We start from the raw sequence: 18,599 nt of genomic DNA on the forward strand, positions 1-18,599 counted from the left end.
ATAGAACTAGCTATGCGGACTCATACCTATAAACCGAAATATTCTAACTCTACCTCTAGGACAATAGCTCAAAAAAAGAAAGACTCCAGAGTGATTGGTTCTAGAAGAAGATTGGATGCAGGTGCGGCTCGTTCCAGCTAGGAGCCTCTAGAAACTAGAGGGGTATGAGCTGGGGGAATCGCGAGGGTTAGTAAACCGCTAGAGAAAATGTTGCAGAGTATACCAAAAACTTTTATTATTTGTTAGAATTAAATTAGGGTAACACCGACAGAGATTATTATGTAACTTAAATTAAAACCGAAAACCAAGGGTTTAATAGTTGCACTGTCTATCCCGGTGGAACCAAATTTGTTGACATTTTTATGGCGCTCGCGGGATATTCCGTAAGAGCTTTGGGAGATACCCCCTGGATGTGAAAGCATCTTGCATTGGCGAGCCAGAATTTGCTTTTGGTAGATTTTGGTAGCTAAAAAGTATCGGATACACCCTCAAAATTTCTAACTATCTTTTGGATGTGGGTGAAAACCCCACCCCTGAGGAGACAGGTGACTCCCTACCTGGCCACACCGGGTGCATCTCATATTTGTAAAAAAGATCTCAAGTGTGGGGCCCGGGCGCGGGGAGTGTGGGGCCCGGGCGCGAGGAGTGTGGGAATTTTATGCCGAATTTTTGCCTAATTGCAAAACTGAGATGCACCAGGCAAGCAATGCTTCTCCTTCATACTTTTATTGTTCATCAGGATTAAGCTGATGTTGAAAATAACAAAATATATTTTTACCCTCGTTGTTGTAGTTTTGTTTACTGCATTCTACGCAGTCGGGAATGCTCAGGTTGACACACTTGAATGGGGATTTATACCTCCTGGGACAGCAGAAACTTGTAAAGCTATTTCTAGAATTGGTACGATTGAACCATTTTCGGGAACGTATCAACAGTGTGGTGATCGATGTGCTGCAATTGTGAACTGCGGAGCTTGGAATTTGGATTCGGTAAATCAAAAATGCCGTGTATACACGTCAGAATGTTCTGAACCAGACCCCTCCGGTGGATGGGGATTTATACCTCCTGGGACAGCAGAAACTTGTAAAGCTATTTCTAGAATTCGTACGATTGAACCATTTTCGGGAACCTATGAACAGTGTGGTGATCGATGTGCTGCAATTGTGAACTGCGGAGCTTGGAATTTGGATTCGGTAAATCAAAAATGCCGTGTATACACGTCAAAATGTTCTGAACCAGACTCCATTACTGAAGATTTCACCGGTGGGACCTTTGATTCAGCAAATTTCGAGATCGGAGGTGGAACCGGGAATGCCACTGATGCTGGTTGGGCAAGTGTGACTAATCGCGGAACCCTTCGTACTGTAGCATCTAATCTCAAACCGAGTATTGACAATCCACTCACAATTGAGGCAGACATTACTTTCACTCCGGCTAACGAAATTGCTTTTCTTCAAGTTCGTGGTGACGGACTTCCTTCTGGTTCCTTTGACGAACCAAGTAACGGAATATACCTGCGATTGCATAACTTCCAAAATGGCCATACTGGAGTCTCATTCGGTGGCCCCTTCATGGAGTTTTTCCGTAAAGATCCACCGGGAGGAGATAGTTTTTGGGACGACCCAGTCCACCTGCTTCTCACCGATGACGGCTCTACAATTTCAGTAACTTTGACAAACACAGTCACCAATGTTGTTAACGCCTTCAGTATCAATGATATGCGTAGCTCTGGGGGTTATGTTGCCTTCTCCACATCGGCCAATGGTGCCCGTTGGGACAACATCTCTATCACCCACAATAACCTGACTGGCAAGTAGACTCGGTTACCGAACTTCTGACAATTTTGGTGCGAGCAGGTTTTCTGTAGTGCGATCGCATAATATACTATATGTAGTGCGATCGCTCTGATATTGTAGGGTGGGCAAATCGACAGGATAACTGATGAAATTGCCAAACTTTCATTATTTGCCCACCCTACCCTACGGCATGCGATCGCCTCTGTTGTTTGTTGGGTAAAAGTGCGATCGCTCTTGTGGGGTGGGCAAATCGACAGGATAACTGATGAAATTGCCAAACTTTCATTATTTGCCCACCCTACCCCTGATAGCTTACCCTTAGCCTTCTCGCAGCTTCTCAATTTCCTCTACAGGTAAGCCAGTAGTCTGACTAATCGTTTCATTATCTAACAGAGGCAAAAGTTGGCGTGCTATTTCTTGCTTAGCTTGTTTCTCAGCAAAAATCACTAGCCCTTGTTGGTCATGAATAAACATCTCTCTTTTTCCTAATTCCTCCAAATCCTTCCTGCTTAAATTCGCCTCAGAAGCAATCCCAAATGCCTGTTGAAACTCCGGTATTTCCGCCATTTGCGGTGGCACCGTCTCTAAGGAAGGCGCATTTTTTAAAAAATACATCCACAACTCATCGAGTTGCTCTAAATCCTCCAAGTGCTTCTCAAACTTCGGTAGTTCCACAAACACTAACTCTAAGTGATTTTCGATGTAGTTGATGTTGGTAGTCTCTTCTCGTAACTTGAAATTAGAAATTACCTGATTATGCTCAGGAAACATGACAAAATCCGTAATCGTCAGAGCAATCACTGGCTTGAGATAACGATAGCCTTCTCCTTTACCTAACTGTAGAGAGTAAGCTTTAGTAGCATTGTATAAAACTCGTCTAGCAAAGGATTCTACCTGCAAAACCTGCATTTCAATAATCACCAAAGAACCATTACTCAGTTTGGCCTTCACATCGAGGAAAGAGTCTTTGAGGATTGGAAGAGGAGAAGACTGATAAGGGTCAATAATTTCCAAATCTTGGATCAGAGGTTGATTGTGGTAGACAAGAGCATTGAGAAAGCTAATCAGAATCGGTTTACTTTCCTGGGAGGCAAAGATTTTTTTGAAGGCAAAGTCGGTTTTAGGGCTGATAAATGTCATTACTTAGCTCTCCACTAAAAGTGGTATACTCTAAGTATATAGCAATCCTATCTGATTCATGAAAGAAATGGGCTGCTTTAAGTGCGATCGCTCTTGTAGTAGGGTGGGCAAAGGGACATGATTCGTGATCAAATGGCCTTTCTTTAATTATTTGCCCACCCTACCCCACATTCATTATTTGCCCACCCTACTCCCTGCTGATTTTGATAAAATAGAAAAAACCGGAAATCATCTTGAAAGTATGCTCAAAACCTCAGCCTTTCAGCAAGCGATTGAAACCGTTGAAAAATTGTCCTTAGAAGAGCAAGAGATATTACTCGATACTCTTCTCAAAAGATTCCATCTACAACGGAGAGAAATACTATTGCAAGAAATCAAAGAAATTCGCCAAGAATTAGCGGAAGGTAAAGTAAAATTTGGCTCAGTTGATCAATTCTTAGAAGAACTCGATCAACCATGAAAATTGCTTGGACACCCCAATCACTAAGAGGTTTAAAGCGAATACTTCGTAAAAGACCAGATTTTAGACCACTAATTGAGAAAACCGTGCGTCAGTTAGCAGAAGATCCATTTCATCCTAGCTTACACACCCACAAACTTAAAGGCGATTTATCCAATATCTGGTCATGTTCAATTGACTACAGCTACCGTATTTTATTTGAATTTATCGAAAATCCTGAAGATTCTGAAGAAGCTATTTTGTTGCTTAATTTAGGTTCTCATGATGAAGTATATTAGCTGACGGCGAGCTTGTAGAGTAGTGCCTACGCTCTTGTCGGGTGGGCAAATGGACATGATAAGTGATCAAATGGTGTTTCAAAGATTATTTGCCCACCCTACCCCTCGAAGCGCAAGACGAGCCATGAAATATTTGTTGGATAGGGATCATTTAAGCATTATTCAGCTAACTTAATTATGCAATCACCTAGCATTACTAACTCCTTAGACGCTTTTCTCCAACAACCCAACATAGAAGCTTCTCCTGCTTGGGAATTCATCCATGGACACCCGAAGCAAAAACCGATGCCAACATTGTTTCATTCCCGCCTCCAGCGTAACCTTGTAAACGCCATCAACAATCAAACCCATGCTTGCGTTGCGATTCAAGAACTCCGGTGCATCATTCCTCCCTTATCCCCTGTACCAGATATTGTGGTTGTTAAACGCGATCGCATCCGGGATCAAGATCGCCCCCTGCAAGGTTCACCAGACTGGTTAATTGAAATTCGCTCCCCTGACCAAAGCACATTAGACCTACAGAACAAAATTCTGCACTGCCTGAGCAGCGGGACTAAGCTGGCTTGGTTAATCGATATTCAGCGACAGCAAATCTGGGTTTGGGAAAACCAAGAACTACCACTGGTGTTTGCCGGAACTGACATACTCCCCACCCTTGACACTATCTCAGACTTTACAGTGGAAGCGGTAATTGCCATGACCTGACAGCGATAACTGAGGGGGATTATTCGCTCTTGTAGTGCGATCGCTGATCTTGTCGGGTGGGCAAATGGACATGATAAGTGATCAAATGGTGTTTCAAAGATTATTTGCCCACCCTACGCCTGACTGCTGACCACTCTTGTAGTGCGATCGCTGATCTTGTCGGGTGGGCAAATGGACATGATAACGGATCAAATGGTGTTTCAAAGATTATTTGCCCACCCTACGCCTGACTGCTGACCGCTGAATGCTTACCCCACCCTAGTGCGATCGCAATTCTCGCTCCGTTAACCATGTATTAACCCAAACCCGATCCTCTTCCGACAATTGCGGTAGTGGTTCTTGATTATAATCTATGAGTAAATCATAACTGGCTTGATCGTAGATATTATTCAATAATAACTGTAAATCTACTAATGGTTCTGTATCTCCAGACTTCAGCGGTAACGGAAATGAGGGGATAGGAGCTGGTAAATTAAATCCATACAAATCAGCTTGAGGACGACGGTCTCCTCGACTGACTAAAATTCGATAATGGGTTTCAATATTGCTGTGATAAACTGGCATTGGTTGTCCCTTACGCAGTAAATCAATTTCTACTAAATGAGTGAAACTGCCTAAGACTTTATTTCGTTTACTTTCATATTGCTTGCGTCCTTCTCCAGAACGTTTATTAATGGGAGAGAGTATTTCAATAGCTGTTACTACTTCCTTGGTAGCTACCTCTCGCACTTCTAAATAACCTTGTTTAATAGTTTCAGGTACAGGAACTTGTACCGTTTGGGGTTGAGTTGGAGCTTGTGCAACTGCAACATTAGTTATTAGTTGTTTAGTTGTCACCTGTGAACCTTTGACAGTTAAATCCGGAATGCCAACGAGCAATGATTGTTCACCAATAGTTTGATACATGCGCACTTCAACACCAACTCTGTATTTGGGACGCAGTTGAGGAGAAAGGGATCTGGCTAGTTCAACAATTAGCCAGTGATGTATTCCTGGCCAAACTTCTGGATGTTCTAGGTAAGGGTTCATCCCTGGAAAAGGGGAAGGCATAAAATTTCCTCCTCGGTGCTTAGAGCGTTCAGCGTTCAGCATTCAGCTTTTAGAACTTAGCTGACAGCTGACAGCTAACGGCTGATGGCTAAAAGTCTATGACTTATTACTTATTCTAAAGGGCTGCTTTTAACACTTGCTGTGCCGAAAGCTGCAAGCCGGGAAAAATAGTTGATTCAATCAACTCATCCCCCACAAAAACCGTTTCCTCATAAAGATCATCCACCAACTGCAACACCACAACCTGCTTTTTGAGGGGATCGACAATCCAATATTCGCGAATCCCCAGCAAGTTATACTCCACTCGTTTACTGCGATAATCCGTCGTCCGAGTCGAATCGCTAACCACTTCAACCACCAAAAAAGGTGGCGATTCGTTGAGACGAATGATCGCCTCTCGATCCAGCATTCCCTCCCATTGCTCCAGTGTTGCCACCGTCACATCTGGAATCCGCGCTGTATCCCAACGTCCCCCACGGGGCGACTCGTTCGCGAAGCGCTGCTGCAAGCAGATCGCAATAAACCCTTGCTTAGAAACCCAGGCTAACCCCTGAACCTGAATTTCAGCCCGATATTGATCGTTGAGAAACTCAGTAATTGCACCATGTTGTCCTTTGGGTTGAGACATGGCAATCAGTTCCCCATTCACCAGTTCATAACGCCGAACAGTGCCATCGTTGTAGCTTAAGTAGTCTTCGAGGCTAAGCAGTGCAGTAGTGGCAGTCATCGGAGTTTTCCTAAGAAGCCATTTTTTTGATAATTCTAGTGTAAGCATTCAGCCGTCAGCCGTCAGCCGTGAGCTAAAAGCTCACGCTACTTGAGGTGCCTTGTGGCACAGGCTTTGGCCTTGGCCTTTCGGCCACGCGTGCGCGTTTGGCCACGCTGTGCGAACGACCCTGGGAGGTAACTCAGCATTATTCCAATGCTTACTTGTTTTATTCCAAAGCTATTCCCGTAGCGTAGCCGTAGGCCTTTAGCTGAGAGCTCTCAGCTCTCAGCTCTCAGCTCTCAGCTAATGCGGTACAGATGGTGCTTTTGAATAAAACAAATAAGCATTGGTTTAATCTCTGTTACATCAGCTGACGGTTCCATAGCGTGAGCTTTTAGCTGAAGGCTGACCGCTGACCGCTGACCGCTGACCGCTGACCGCTGACCGCTGACCGCTGACCGCTGACCGCTGACCGCTGACCGCTGACCGCTGACCGCTGACCGCTGACCGCTGACCGCTGACCGCTGACCGCTGACCGCTGACCGCTGACCGCTGACCGCTGACCGCTGACCGCTGACCGCTGACCGCTGACCGCTGACCGCTGACCGCTGACCGCTTACAAAAAATCTATCTTCTAATTCAAAGGGTCTTGTGCTGGTAATCCTACAGCACGGGGAAACTTAGCTACTGTTGGTGATAATACTTTCAAAAACAAACAATGACGAACACTATCACTCAAAGGCGTAGTAAATTTTTCAACTGATTCAATTCTTCCACCTAACTTTTTTACCGCTGGCTGTAAAGCTTCGGTTTCTTCATCTGTCCAATGACCACGATAGAGAATCGCCAAACCTCCCTGTTTCAGAAGTGGTAGAGCATATTCAGCACAAACAGAAGGGGCACTAACAGCACGAACTAGAGCAATATCGTAGGAGTGTCGATGCTGCTGCTTCTGTCCAATAGCTTCTGCTCTGCCAACTAAGGTTGTAACATTATTGATTTCCAACTGGGGGATTAAGGTTTGAAGAAAAGTAATTTTTTTGCGAGTGGAATCGAGTAAAGTAATAGCAGTATTAGGAAATGCGATCGCAACTGGTAATCCCGGAAATCCCGCCCCCGTTCCAATATCAATAATTCTCTGTCCTGGAGTTATAGACTGCCATATTGGAGCCAATCCTACCAAAGAATCCCACAGGTGCTTTTCCCAAAACTCCTCGGGAGCCGTAATCCGAGTTAAATTCAACTGGCGATTGCCTGACAAAATCCCTTCATATAGTTTCTGAAACAACTGTTGTTGTTCTGGAGCTGGCTGCCAATTTAGAGTTTCTTGCCAAACCTCTGTCATCTGTGGCAGCAATAAAACATTTTGGTCATTTGTCATTTTTTACTTTTAAAACTACTCAACACGTAAGCTTTCAGCTTTCAGTTATCAGCTTTCAGCTTTCAGCTTTCAGTTATCAGCTTATGGGTTAAGTCACAGCGTCGAAGCCTGTGCCACGCTACTTGAGGTGCTTTTGAATAAGCGATGCAGAGGTGCGACCCGTGGCGAATTTAATTCGACGACTGTAAACGCACCATTACGGTCTTGGGAGTTTCCCCCATGAGCGACTGCATCAAGACAACAGGTAAACATTCGTTTAATCTGAGTTACGTCTACTGACCGCTGACCGCTGACCGCTGACCGCTGACCGCTGACCGCTGACCGCTGACCGCTGACCGCTGACCGCTGACCGCTGATAGCTGTTGGCAACACTCATAACTCAGCACTAGCTAAATCAACAGCTTTTAATTCCCCTTGCTTAAGAGTCCAGCAGCGGTCAGCAATAGGCAGTAAATCCCTAGCATCGTGAGTCACCACTAGCAGTGTCCAGTGGGTTTTGAGTTTTGCCAGCAGATTAACTAACTGTCTTCGCATAGACCAGTCTAATCCAGCTGTTGGTTCATCCAACATCAGTATATGGGGTTGACGAATCAGTTGTACTGCCAGAGCAAGGCGTCGCTGCTGACCACCACTCATAGCATGGGGTGAAGTATGCAGGGGGAAATCAGCCAGTCCCACTTCCCCCAAAGCATCATAAACCCTCTGTGACCCCAACTCTGGATGTCCCATCCGCAATTCTTCCAGGATAGTCTTACCACAGAAATGCCGTTCTGGAAACTGAAACACTAATCCTGCCAGTTGGGGTAGGTGGTCGTTGGTGAGTTCAGTTTCTCCCCAAAAGATTTTTCCTGCCGTCGGCTGGGCTAATCCTGCCAAAATTTCCAATAATGTGCTTTTACCAGAACCACTAACACCAATCACTAGTCCTAATTCTTGTGGTGCTAGCTCTAGATTCAGACCCTTCAAGATCGGGGTGGAGCTAGCTGGTGGATGATAGGTTAAGTCTCTAAGATATAGCATTCCGTTCTGCCCACTCTTTCCCTTCTCCCAAAATTTTGGAGGTTTCAAAATTTCATAAACATTACTATCCTAACCACTCAGCTATCAGCTATCAGCTATCAGCTATCAGCTATCAGCTATCAGCTATCAGCTATCAGCTATCAGCTATCAGCTATCAGCTATCAGCTATTAGCTATCAGCTATTAGCCTTTGGCCTTTGGGGCACGCTACGGGAATGGCCACGCTACGGGAATGGCTGACGGCTGACTGCTGACTGCTGTTCGCGTAGCGTGCGCGTAGCGCATATGCTTACTTAGGGAGTAGCCAAAAAATAAAATACCAGATTTTAGCTTGTAGGGTGGGCAAAAACATTTTGGTTCAAATGAGTCTTATAGATAAGATAACTTTGCCCACCCTACTTTAATTGGTATTTTTTTTACATGCAAGTCCCTTACTATCTTATGCCCCAACTTCCGGTACCATGGAACCTGGCATCAAGTGCAACGTCAGTACTGAGGTTAGTAGCATATATTTTTAATATTGCCAGAATGACGATGAACCAACGGTTTCGAGCACCAAAACAGATAGTTAAAGCCTGCGTCAGCACAGCAGTTGTATTAATCGGTTTATGGGGAATGCCCACCTTGGCAGCTGATCCCTTTCGCGACAGTAATCCTCGGGACATTGATAACACTGTTCAAGATGCTTTTGACTTCTTCTTCAAGGAGGGAAACTATAAAGAGGCCGAAGCTTATCTAAAAAAATCGGAATCTAGGCAGTCTAAAGAACCCATGACCTATGCTATGCTATCATCTCTAGCTTACTTAGATCAAGATTGGGAAACCTTCAAGAGCTACGGAACTAAAACTCTTAATAAGGCTAAGGAAATGATTGCCTCTGATCCCTTGCGAGGTAATCTTTACACAGCAGTAGGTTATTTTTTGGAAGGGGCTTACGATTTTGAAAAAGAAGGTCCCATCAGCGCCTTGACTAAATTGCAGAAAGTTTTTGAATATCTGGATGAAGCCAAAGAAATTGATCCTAATGATCCAGAGCTAAACTTGATTACAGGCTATATGGATTTAATGTTAGCAGTTAATTTACCATTTTCTGACCCATCTCAAGCCATTGACAAGTTAGAAACCTATGCTTTTCCTTCTTATTTAGCCTATCGAGGCATTGCTGTAGGATATCGAGATTTAAAGCAATATTCTAAGGCAATAGACTATGTAGACCGGTCAATGGAAACAACACCAAGCAACCCAGATGTACTTTACCTTAAAGCACAAATTTTGCGAAAACTGGGGCAGGAAGAAAAAAGTTTATATTTTTTTAACAAAGCTTTAGAAAAACAGAATCAACTCCCAAAACGTCACGCTGCCCAAATTACTTACGAGCAGTGCAAACTTGAAAATAAACTCACAGATGGGAATAGGAATTGCTCGAAGGAACGGAATCGGATCCGGAAGCGGGGAACAGACGTGGCTCAGAAGGATGACTAAGTTTACTGTTGAAGGTTTAAGGTTTAGAGGTTGAAGGTTGAAGGTTGAAGGTTGAAGGTTGACTAAGTTGAAGGTTGAAGGTTGAAGGTTGACTAAGTTGAAGGTTGAAGGTTGAAGGTTGAAGGTTGAAGGTTGAACGCGATGGACGAAGTCCCGCTTTCAGCGAACCCGTGGCCTATTGGCCAAGGTTGTTCGCCTTTAGGGTTCGGTATAGGGTAGGTTGAAGGTTAACTAAGTTGAAGGTTGAACGCGATGGACGAAGTCCCGCTTTCAGCGAACCCGTGGCCTATTGGCCAAGGTTAAAAGTAAACTGTAAATAGTTAACTGCATTTTTTTCAAAAAAACAGTAGGGGCATTCGTTGTGGGTGCTCCTATGGCAATCCTATAGGATTAGTGAACAGTGACAGGTCTTACTCAGAACTCAGCAGTATATTTAAGGGAAGTCTTGTTCACGAGTGAATCTTGATCAGGTATAATCCCTGTGTTAAAGAATTCGGGATTGTCCTTGACTTATGGTTCGCCTCAAGATAATTAACAAGTTCGATAGCAGTTTTGTCCTAGCTCCAGAAGCCCGAGACCAGTTATTTGCTTTACTAACCGGGGAAAACTTCTTGGCTCAAGTAGCTGAAGCGGCTCAAGCTGAAAGGGTTGAGTTTACTGAATTACTGTTTAAACCAGTTCCCTACACCACTTCAACCCCTAAGGGAATGCCAGCGGAATATGAGCAGTATCAAGAATCTGATGATTATATCATCATTAATGTACCTCCTAACTTCATGTTCAAAGCCAAAATCTTTAATCCCAGTCGCCTGTGTGGGATTTATCGCAAATTTCAATAAAATTTAGTTTTTAATCTTATTTTTTAATCCCATCCCATGCTCACCTCTGATAATCAAATTCCATCTCTGAAGGATTTAGAATTTATTCCCTATCTGGATGAAACGGGAAATATACCAGAATTTTTACAAAAAAAGATTGGTGTATACGCAATTTTTGACCAAGATAAAACGCTGAAATTTGTGAATTATTCCCGAGATGTATATATCAGCATCAAACAACATTTAGTTCGTCAGCATCACTCCTGCTATTGGCTAAAAGTAGAAACGATTGAAAAACCTGACCGGAGTCGATTAGAAACGATTCGTAAGGCATGGATTGAAGATAATGGTGTGATCCCGGTGGGAAATGGAGAGCAGGAAAATCTGTGGATCCAGCCCATTGATGCTAAAGTGACAATGACTGAAGCAGAGCAATTAGACTATGAGCAAAGTGAGGAATTAGCAAAAATTAAGATTCTCAAGAAAATTGCTCGGAGAGTTGAAGCTAAAATTAAAGATGAGCTAGAATCCCGAGGGGTAAAGACTGAAATTCGCTTCAATCCTAAGCTTAAAGAAAAGGGTTTACTTGACATAAAATGACTATCTCAACGGCTCATCCAGCTCTGCTAGTTCTCGCTGATGGCACAACTTACCAAGGCTGGTCTTTCGGAGCGACTGGTACAACCATTGGTGAAGTAGTGTTTAACACTGCCATGACGGGTTATCAAGAGGTGGTGACAGACCCCAGCTACTGCGGTCAAATTGTGACCTTCACCTATCCAGAATTAGGCAATACTGGTGTTAACCCCTCCGATCAAGAATCTGCTCATCCTCAAATCCGAGGGGCAATTGCCCGTAACATCTGCTACCGGCCCAGTAACTGGCGCTCTACCCAGTCCTTGCCCGATTATCTTGCGGAACACAACATCCCAGGAATTTACGGCATAGATACAAGGGCATTAACCCGCAAAATACGCTCCATTGGTGCGATAAACGGTGCCATTTCCACAGAAATCCTTGACTCCGCTGAATTATTGTCCGAAGTGCAAGGGGCTCCGAGTATGGCAGGATTAAATCTAGTTAAAGAAGTGAGCACTCACAAGGTTTACCAATGGTCTGATCCTACGGAAGCCAATTGGGAGTTCGGTCCTGGGGTTGATGGAGTGGAAAAGGACAAGCCTTTGACAGTTGTTGCGATCGATTTTGGGATTAAACGTAATATTCTCAAGCGTCTAGCGAGCTACAATTGTCGGGTAATTGTCGTCCCTGCTAATACACCGCCAGAAGAAATTGCTAAGTATAATCCCGATGGGATATTTCTGTCCAATGGACCAGGGGATCCGGCGGTAGTACTCGAAGGCATCTCAACCACCAAAGCCTTATTGGAGCGTCAGCAACCTATTTTTGGCATCTGCATGGGACATCAGATTCTTGGTCTTGCCCTAGGAGCCCAGACCTTTAAACTTAAATTTGGTCACCGAGGTTTGAATCACCCAGCCGGTTTGCAGCAAATGGTGGAAATTACTAGCCAAAACCATGGTTTTGCTATTGATCCCGATACCTTAGGCACGGAGGTGGAAGTTACTCACCTAAATCTCAATGACCGCACTGTGGCAGGGTTGCGTCACAAATCCTTACCGTTCTTCTCAGTACAGTATCACCCAGAGGCTAGTCCTGGTCCTCACGATGCTGACTATTTATTTCAGCAGTTTGTCGAGCTGATGCGTTCGCGTAGCGGCGACCCAGGAGCATAGCGCCCAATAGTCAATGCCAAACCCCAACTGTAGGGTGAGCGGGTGTGGGGCTATAGAATAACCCCTGCATTGCCAGCAAACCAAGAAATCTGCTTCAGTTATAATTAATCGGTTACAATTGCGGCTGGCTTAATTTTACCCTACCGCTACACCCGGTTACCCTACCCCCATTACTCTGATACTGTTGTATAATCTAATATTGACGTTGTTTTAGCCCCTTGAGGTGCTAACCAACAAAAAAAGGTATGGTGATAGGGCGCGTGTATCAACGGTAGCCAAGTCATCAATCTACTGTCACAGTAGTCAACTTGACAGTAGAAGTATTAAATTATTGATATTTATAAGCTATATCTAGGAGGGTGTTATTCCTGAACAACTAACCCTTACAGTCAGTTTAAGGGGCACTCGCCAAGTCGAGTCAAATTATCAAATTTTCCGCCTTACTGGATTGCTAGATGCCTTTTCGGAATCTACTCTCCGTAACGTTATTGGCAAATGTATTGATGAAGGTCCAGCGCATATTATTCTGGACTTATCTAAAATTGATTTTGTCGATAGCTCTGGTTTGGGTGCTTTGGTGCAGCTAGTAAAGAAAGCTCAAACTGCTAAAGGAAGTCTACAAGTCGTGACCAATCCCCGGGTGACTCAAACTGTGAAACTAGTGCGCCTAGAAAAATTTCTCTCCCTGCAAGATTCTCTGGCGGTAGCTGAGGAGAACGTCAAGGGTAAATGACAAAATCGTTGGTGATGGCGGGGACAAAACCCGCCATCACTTTCTCAGCAGTGGGGAATCGGTGAGAGTTGAGTGTGATTAACTTGCCTTTTAGTCAATGTATTGAATACTCGAAGCAGAAATTGTGGAAGGATGTCAAATTTGCTCTAATAAACAAAAGACCGTGATACCCCAAAGATGGCTCAAACAGATGCACAATTAGACCCCTTGGAAGAGGATAGCCATGGCGGTGGAACTGACTCTATAGTATTGTGGACAGAGTTTCGATTTAGGCAATTCATGGCGAAAGTTGATCAAATTGCCAAAATTCAACAGATTTCCCCAGCATCCTTGGCATATATAGGAGATGCTGTTTATGAACTTTACATCCGAACCCACTATCTGCTACCACCGAGGCGAATCTGTGACTATCATAACCAGGTAGTGGCTCATGTGAGAGCAGAAAGCCAAGCTAAGATTTTGCGATCGCTTGAACCTTACCTAACTGCTTCTGAAAAAGACGTTTTACGGCGCGGACGGAATGCTGCCACAAAGACCCCCCGGCGTCTCAATCGAGAAATCTATCAACAAGCTAGTAGCTTAGAAACCTTACTGGGATACCTCTACCTTACTGATACTCAACGGTTGACCCAGTTATTGGCTCATCTAAAACTCGACAGCCCATAAACCCTTATTCTATTATGGCTAATCAAAACCCCTCCTCTGATTCCTCCTCTGATGCTTCTGGCCAGATCAAGTTAGGGAAGTCCTCTGATCGGCAAGGTGAGAATAAAAAATTATCTCCTTCGACCCCAGGCAATTCTCAAAAGAACGGGAAACCCCCTCGAAAGAACTACCACTCTAGAAAGCCACGGGCAAAACATTCCCATCACTCCGAGGAAACTCAGCCGAAGCAGCATGGGTACCCTAAGTCAAAACTTGTAAGTAGCACAGAAGAAGAGAGTGACTTAATCTACGGGCGTCATTCAGTTATAGCAGCTCTCCAAAACCAGCACCAGCTAAACCGAGTTTGGATTATTTCCCAGCTGCGTTACGATCCTCGCTTTCACTCCTTACTGGTTCAAGCCAAGGCCAACGGTACAGTAATTGATGAAGTAGCACCAAAACGCCTGAGCCAAATTACTAAAGGTGGTAACCATCAGGGTGTGGCAGCTCAAATAGCATCTTACAACTACATAGATTTAAATGACTTAATTGACAAAGCAAAATGGGCAACTGAGCAGCCAGTTTTATTGGCTTGTGATGGCATTAATGATCCTCAAAATTTAGGGGCGATTATTCGTACGGCAGAAGCTCTAGGGGCTCAAGGCTTAGTAATACCCCAACGTCGAGCTGTTGGTGTCACCTCAACTGTGAGGAAAGTGGCAGCAGGAGCTCTAGAAACCTTTCCTATTGCCAGAGTTGTCAATCTCAGTAATGCCCTAGAGCAGTTGAAAACTGCGGGCTTTTGGATTTACGGAACTGCTGCTGGCACTGGTAAACTTTTACACAAAGTTGATTTGACTGGTTCAGTAGTATTAGTAATAGGTTCAGAGGGGAATGGTTTAAGCCTAAGGTCACAAAGCTGCTGTGACATGTTAATTTCAATTCCATTACAGGGTAAGACCCCTAGCCTCAATGCCTCAGCAGCAACTGCTATGGTGTTATATGAAACCTATCGGCAGCGTTGGTCAGATTTACTGTATATCGATAGTACTTCCAATGAACAGATTGTAAAACAATAAAACTAAAGTAAATGGAGGATAAAAAGGTTTAAAAGCCGATTAAATTAACAGAGATTATCCTTGAAACTAGGTAGATTTCATGAAAGAAGCCTTAATCAAAATCTTCGACGTCTTAGGGTTAGCGTTTTGGGTGGAAATCATCACCGAAACCCCCAAGTGTACCTACTACTTTGGACCCTTTGTTAACCAGCAGGAGGCTCAGGCTGCCAAATATGGATACATTGAAGACTTAGAAGATGAAGGAGCTCAAGGCATTATAGTAACTCTCAAACGCTGCAAACCCACTAGACTAACAATTTTTGATGAGTTGCCAGAACAAACTGAGCTAGACGATTTGTCTAGCTTGAGTAAGCCGATTGTTTGAGAAAGGATGATTCCGCAGTTACTAACCTACTGAGGTCATTTAAAGCGGCAAAGCTAACTCAAAGTTAGGCAGAATAGTTTCCCCTGACAAAGTAACAGGAAATTTAGCAGTTTCAACAGCTTGATTGGGACGATATATTTCAACCTCTTTGCTCTGGGGGTTAATTAACCAGCCTAAACATAAACCACTGTTCAAATATTCTTGCATCTTTTCCTGTAGAGGCTTGAGGGAATCAGTGCGAGACCGTAGTTCAATTACAAAGTCCGGACAAATGGGGGGAAATCCCTCCTGTTGTTCAGGGGTTAAACTTTCCCAACGGTCTAGCCTGATCCAAGCAGCATCAGGGGATCGATCTCCTCCATTGGGTAAGCGAAAAATAGTTGAGGAGCTAAACACTTGACCTAGTTTGGTTTGATTATTCCATAACCACAACAGACTGATTAGACTTGCTTCTCGATTTCCGCTACATCCGCCTACAGGTGGCATGATGATTAGCTCTCCTTTGGCATTACGCTCAAGTTGTAGATTTTGATTCGCCTGACATAGATTGTGGAATTGTTGATCGCTTAGGTTGACTCTCTCTAGGTTAAGAACAACAGGCTGCATCATGACTGTCTCCTTAGTGGAATGATTAATATCAAGTCAGGTTGAATACCCATAATTACAGGGAGGCTGGGAAGTGTGGGGAGATGGGGAGATCTCATAAGGGTAGGTTTTTTACAAAGACCTCAGGTGTGGGGCGTGGGGTGTAGGGTGTGGGGTGTGGGGGTTCCAAGTATAGTTAGCATGTGATGGAAATTTGGTATACAATTACGTGGAGTTTTTAGCAAGCAAAAATACTTAGTATAAAGATGTTAACTTCTTCCGATCATATGACAGATTTATCCAATGCCCACTGGCAGAGCAATTCCCGTTCTGTTGTCACTGCTGACCCCCAGGTGAAGAAATTGATGACATCAGTTTATGGGGTTGACCAGCAAGTAAAGTACCTTCACTTACAGGCAGAAGTTGAATCCCTCTGGCAGCAGCAGCAATTACTCAAGCAACAACGGTTGGTTTTGAGTTGAACAAACTTCGCGGCATTTGCCCACCAGATCTAAAAGTAGGGTGGGCAAAGTTAATGGCTCTATAATTCTCACAAGAACCAAACGGTTTTTGCCCACCAGATCTAAAAGTAGGGTGGGCAAAGTTAATGGCTCTATAATTCTCACAAGAACCAAACGGTTTTTGCCCACCCTACAAGCTAAAAACTTTCTGTTTATTGAGCAAGAAAAACTCCCTATTCCCTATTCCCTATTCCCTGCTCCCTGCTCCCTGCTCCCTATTCCCTGCTCCCTGCTCCCTATTCCCTGTTCCCTCCTCCCCGATGCATAATTCGACCCAAAATTAAAGCAGTGACCGCACCAAATCCAACACCAACCAAAACATGAAATAGCACAAACCAGAAAGTGTAAGTCAAGCAAGGCTGGAGTTCAGCTCTAGGACATTTTTCTATCAATACATTCGGGTTTAGTTTGATCAAGATCGCTTCTAGAGGTTTAGCATCGGTTTGGGAAGAAATACCACTGACCCCTAAACCAATACCGACCGAGGCAATCCAACGTTCTAAACTTTTTTCTCGGGCTTGATCAGCCTTCTCCTTATCTCTTAAGGCTTTTTCCAAAGCGCGATCCCTTTCTGCCTGGTCAATTTCTACAATGCCTCGGATACTACCAAGCATCTGGTCAAATAGTTGCTGACCCGGTTTGAGATAATTGAGGTTGGTTTGAATCTGATTTTGAAACAGGTTGGTTCTTTGGTTGAGGAAGTCTTCTAAAAACTCGATATTATCGTATTTGAGACTATATTCACTGATTTTTGTGAGCCATGTCTCATAGTTGCTGACATTGGTAGCGATCGCAGTTTTGTGATCCTCCATGTCTCGCAGATAACCAGCATAGTCAAAGGTCTTTAGTGGCATCTCAGTCAGTTTCTGCTTCAGTTGCTCTAGCCTTGTTTCTGGATCCCTTGGCAATTCCTTGAAGCCTTTAACCTCTTCTTCGAGTTGCCCATAGAGTCCTCTAGTTTGGCGATAACACCAACGGGCTTGATCATAAGCAAACAGGATTTTACTGCGACAGCACAATAGATTGAACAATGACAAAGACGTCTTTTCAACCAGGTTTAAGGTTTCTGGGTGACGGTTTAACCAGACCAGAAGGTGACATTGCTCCGTTGGTTTCTCTTTACCGTTGTCATAGGCAAAAATTGGGCTACCAAATAAGTGCCCAGATGCGCTAAGTTCGGGTTTTTGGTCGGTTCCCTGGAAAAAAGCATCCACACAGGCATCGGCTAACTTTCTATCCTCCTCGGGAGTGCCCACTGGTTCCCCATAGAGCACTAAGGTTTGTCCCAAAGAAGGTTGAATATTGCTGGCTAGGAGGCACCCTTGGGGATTTAACCGACTAAATTGACTGGCTGGAACGGTGACATTTTGGTAATACAGAGTTAGGTCAAGGGCATAGGTGTCATGAATTTTAACGGGATAGACCTCTACTGTTAGGGCAGAGCCTTCTATTTGCAGTGGTGCAGTATAGGTTAAGCGACCATGATCAGGTAATAGTTCTATGTAACGGCTTGCGATCGCGGTTTGGCTGGGAGGGGATTGTAATTTTTCAGGTAAAGATTTCAGGTCTGGGATAGCTAGGGGTTCGCTGAGCTGAGCACAGTGTTGCCACAACTGATCCGCATCCTGTCGGAACTTTCCCGGTTCTTGACTTAAGTCTTGGCACAGATGGAAGGCATAAAGGGTGACGCTGGGGTTTTTGATTCGCAAGGCGCTGTCAGTCATCAGCCTTTGGGAGTGTTGGGTTTTTCGGTTTCTTCCGTAGAACTCTTGCGGAGGGCATTGAGTAGTTCTTCTTTCACGTTCTTTTCATAGTCAGCTTTGGCTTCAGGAGTGGCGACAGTGCCTCCAATTCCTTTTTCACGAATTGGTTGACTACCCACTAAAACATTTAGAGCATCGTCAATAACTGGATTAGATTTACACCAGTTCTCAATCTTATCTAATAGTCCCTCCACATCATGATTAGATAGCGGAGTAATTATCGCTTCCAGTTCATTACGATCCTGTTCAGAAAAAATATCTGGTTGGCTGTTGATTAGCTTGATAAAATTTCCTATTTCTTGAATCTCAGGTTTCAT

Annotated in this window: 24 protein-coding genes and 2 pseudogenes; 14 read left to right on the forward strand and 12 right to left on the reverse strand. The window is 44.1% G+C overall.

Annotation, left to right across the window (positions count from 1 at the left end):
• Positions 1-749: 749 nt before the first annotated feature.
• Entirely contained in the window at positions 750-1,817 is a 1,068-nt protein-coding gene (locus LYNGBM3L_RS04800; RefSeq protein ID WP_008179744.1) for a hypothetical protein, read from the forward strand.
• Here the strand turns inward: LYNGBM3L_RS04800 and LYNGBM3L_RS39745 are convergent.
• Both LYNGBM3L_RS39745 and LYNGBM3L_RS04805 read right to left on the reverse strand, forming a co-directional pair.
• A complete protein-coding gene (locus LYNGBM3L_RS39745) occupies positions 1,736-2,137 on the reverse strand; it encodes a hypothetical protein (protein WP_131827055.1) in 402 nt (133 codons plus the stop codon). The two genes, LYNGBM3L_RS04800 and LYNGBM3L_RS39745, sit on opposite strands and share 82 nt — an antisense overlap.
• On the reverse strand, positions 2,115-2,936 hold the full coding sequence (locus LYNGBM3L_RS04805) for an Rpn family recombination-promoting nuclease/putative transposase (RefSeq protein WP_008179745.1): 822 nt from the start codon (positions 2,934-2,936) through the stop codon (positions 2,115-2,117). The genes LYNGBM3L_RS39745 and LYNGBM3L_RS04805 overlap by 23 nt, the downstream gene beginning before the upstream one ends.
• A gap of 124 nt (positions 2,937-3,060) precedes the next feature.
• Between LYNGBM3L_RS04805 and LYNGBM3L_RS04810 the strand changes: the two genes are divergently transcribed.
• The 3 genes from LYNGBM3L_RS04810 to LYNGBM3L_RS04820 all read left to right on the forward strand — a co-directional run bounded on the left by LYNGBM3L_RS04810 (position 3,061) and on the right by LYNGBM3L_RS04820 (position 4,379).
• Positions 3,061-3,396 (forward strand): hypothetical protein, encoded by a 336-nt coding sequence (locus tag LYNGBM3L_RS04810; RefSeq protein ID WP_008179749.1) that lies wholly within the window; start codon positions 3,061-3,063, stop codon positions 3,394-3,396.
• Positions 3,393-3,674: a type II toxin-antitoxin system RelE/ParE family toxin gene (locus LYNGBM3L_RS04815; RefSeq protein ID WP_008179751.1), complete on the forward strand. Its 282-nt coding sequence runs from the start codon at positions 3,393-3,395 to the stop codon at positions 3,672-3,674. The genes LYNGBM3L_RS04810 and LYNGBM3L_RS04815 overlap by 4 nt, the downstream gene beginning before the upstream one ends.
• Positions 3,675-3,851: 177 nt before the next feature.
• Positions 3,852-4,379 (forward strand): Uma2 family endonuclease, encoded by a 528-nt coding sequence (locus tag LYNGBM3L_RS04820; protein WP_008179753.1) that lies wholly within the window; start codon positions 3,852-3,854, stop codon positions 4,377-4,379.
• Between the two features lie 258 nt (positions 4,380-4,637).
• Here LYNGBM3L_RS04820 and LYNGBM3L_RS04825 read toward each other — a convergent pair whose 3' ends face one another.
• The 7 genes and pseudogenes from LYNGBM3L_RS04825 to LYNGBM3L_RS04840 all read right to left on the reverse strand — a co-directional run bounded on the left by LYNGBM3L_RS04825 (position 4,638) and on the right by LYNGBM3L_RS04840 (position 8,539).
• A complete protein-coding gene (locus LYNGBM3L_RS04825; protein ID WP_044492291.1) occupies positions 4,638-5,429 on the reverse strand; it encodes a DUF4058 family protein in 792 nt (263 codons plus the stop codon).
• A 115-nt stretch (positions 5,430-5,544) separates the two neighbouring features.
• Positions 5,545-6,156 (reverse strand): Uma2 family endonuclease, encoded by a 612-nt coding sequence (locus tag LYNGBM3L_RS04830; protein ID WP_008179757.1) that lies wholly within the window; start codon positions 6,154-6,156, stop codon positions 5,545-5,547.
• Between the two features lie 348 nt (positions 6,157-6,504).
• A pseudogene (locus LYNGBM3L_RS49305) lies at positions 6,505-6,693 on the reverse strand (hypothetical protein); the annotation flags it as partial.
• Positions 6,603-6,800 (reverse strand): annotated as a pseudogene (locus LYNGBM3L_RS49310) (hypothetical protein); the annotation flags it as partial. The pseudogenes LYNGBM3L_RS49310 and LYNGBM3L_RS49305, both read right to left, overlap by 91 nt.
• Positions 6,773-7,519 (reverse strand): 16S rRNA (guanine(527)-N(7))-methyltransferase RsmG, encoded by a 747-nt coding sequence (rsmG, locus tag LYNGBM3L_RS04835; protein WP_008179760.1) that lies wholly within the window; start codon positions 7,517-7,519, stop codon positions 6,773-6,775. The pseudogene LYNGBM3L_RS49310 and the gene rsmG, both read right to left, overlap by 28 nt.
• Positions 7,520-7,612: 93 nt before the next feature.
• Complete coding sequence (locus LYNGBM3L_RS45430; RefSeq protein WP_131827056.1) at positions 7,613-7,888, reverse strand: hypothetical protein; 276 nt, start codon at positions 7,886-7,888, stop codon at positions 7,613-7,615.
• Positions 7,889-7,891: 3 nt separating this feature from the next.
• Positions 7,892-8,539, reverse strand: a complete 648-nt coding sequence (locus tag LYNGBM3L_RS04840) for an ABC transporter ATP-binding protein (RefSeq protein WP_008179764.1) — start codon at positions 8,537-8,539, stop codon at positions 7,892-7,894.
• A gap of 533 nt (positions 8,540-9,072) precedes the next feature.
• Here LYNGBM3L_RS04840 and LYNGBM3L_RS04850 point away from each other — a divergent pair.
• From LYNGBM3L_RS04850 to LYNGBM3L_RS04885, 8 genes are all read left to right on the forward strand, one after another.
• Positions 9,073-10,020, forward strand: coding sequence for a Sll0314/Alr1548 family TPR repeat-containing protein (locus tag LYNGBM3L_RS04850; RefSeq protein ID WP_008179768.1), 948 nt, complete (start codon positions 9,073-9,075; stop codon positions 10,018-10,020).
• Between the two features lie 512 nt (positions 10,021-10,532).
• Entirely contained in the window at positions 10,533-10,859 is a 327-nt protein-coding gene (locus LYNGBM3L_RS04855) for a hypothetical protein (RefSeq protein ID WP_008179770.1), read from the forward strand.
• A 36-nt stretch (positions 10,860-10,895) separates the two neighbouring features.
• The gene (locus tag LYNGBM3L_RS04860) at positions 10,896-11,438 is read left to right on the forward strand and encodes a GIY-YIG nuclease family protein (RefSeq protein WP_008179772.1); all 543 of its coding nucleotides are present in this window, start codon (positions 10,896-10,898) and stop codon (positions 11,436-11,438) included.
• On the forward strand, positions 11,435-12,592 hold the full coding sequence (carA, locus tag LYNGBM3L_RS04865; protein WP_008179774.1) for a glutamine-hydrolyzing carbamoyl-phosphate synthase small subunit: 1,158 nt from the start codon (positions 11,435-11,437) through the stop codon (positions 12,590-12,592). The genes LYNGBM3L_RS04860 and carA overlap by 4 nt, the downstream gene beginning before the upstream one ends.
• Positions 12,593-12,956: 364 nt before the next feature.
• On the forward strand, positions 12,957-13,325 hold the full coding sequence (locus LYNGBM3L_RS04870; RefSeq protein WP_044492280.1) for an STAS domain-containing protein: 369 nt from the start codon (positions 12,957-12,959) through the stop codon (positions 13,323-13,325).
• A 177-nt stretch (positions 13,326-13,502) separates the two neighbouring features.
• Positions 13,503-13,991, forward strand: a complete 489-nt coding sequence (locus LYNGBM3L_RS04875) for a Mini-ribonuclease 3 (RefSeq protein WP_008179779.1) — start codon at positions 13,503-13,505, stop codon at positions 13,989-13,991.
• 14 nt (positions 13,992-14,005) lie between these two features.
• On the forward strand, positions 14,006-15,049 hold the full coding sequence (rlmB, locus tag LYNGBM3L_RS04880; RefSeq protein ID WP_008179781.1) for a 23S rRNA (guanosine(2251)-2'-O)-methyltransferase RlmB: 1,044 nt from the start codon (positions 14,006-14,008) through the stop codon (positions 15,047-15,049).
• 79 nt (positions 15,050-15,128) lie between these two features.
• Positions 15,129-15,413 carry a DUF1816 domain-containing protein gene (locus tag LYNGBM3L_RS04885; RefSeq protein ID WP_008179783.1) on the forward strand — a complete coding sequence of 95 codons (285 nt, stop codon included), beginning with the start codon at positions 15,129-15,131 and terminating at the stop codon, positions 15,411-15,413.
• A gap of 39 nt (positions 15,414-15,452) precedes the next feature.
• Here LYNGBM3L_RS04885 and LYNGBM3L_RS04890 read toward each other — a convergent pair whose 3' ends face one another.
• Entirely contained in the window at positions 15,453-16,019 is a 567-nt protein-coding gene (locus LYNGBM3L_RS04890) for a Uma2 family endonuclease (RefSeq protein ID WP_044492281.1), read from the reverse strand.
• A gap of 245 nt (positions 16,020-16,264) precedes the next feature.
• On the opposite strand from LYNGBM3L_RS04890, the gene LYNGBM3L_RS45435 reads away from it, so the two are divergent.
• The gene (locus tag LYNGBM3L_RS45435; protein WP_044492282.1) at positions 16,265-16,480 is read left to right on the forward strand and encodes a hypothetical protein; all 216 of its coding nucleotides are present in this window, start codon (positions 16,265-16,267) and stop codon (positions 16,478-16,480) included.
• Between the two features lie 88 nt (positions 16,481-16,568).
• On the forward strand, positions 16,569-16,787 hold the full coding sequence (locus tag LYNGBM3L_RS42820) for a hypothetical protein (protein WP_154659677.1): 219 nt from the start codon (positions 16,569-16,571) through the stop codon (positions 16,785-16,787).
• Here the strand turns inward: LYNGBM3L_RS42820 and LYNGBM3L_RS04900 are convergent.
• Positions 16,756-18,243: a hypothetical protein gene (locus tag LYNGBM3L_RS04900; protein WP_008179788.1), complete on the reverse strand. Its 1,488-nt coding sequence runs from the start codon at positions 18,241-18,243 to the stop codon at positions 16,756-16,758. The two genes, LYNGBM3L_RS42820 and LYNGBM3L_RS04900, sit on opposite strands and share 32 nt — an antisense overlap.
• Complete coding sequence (locus LYNGBM3L_RS04905) at positions 18,243-18,599, reverse strand: hypothetical protein (RefSeq protein WP_008179790.1); 357 nt, start codon at positions 18,597-18,599, stop codon at positions 18,243-18,245. Before LYNGBM3L_RS04905 ends, LYNGBM3L_RS04900 begins: the two co-directional genes overlap by 1 nt.

It is taken from the genome of Moorena producens 3L (genome assembly GCF_000211815.1).
GTDB lineage: Bacteria > Cyanobacteriota > Cyanobacteriia > Cyanobacteriales > Coleofasciculaceae > Moorena > Moorena producens.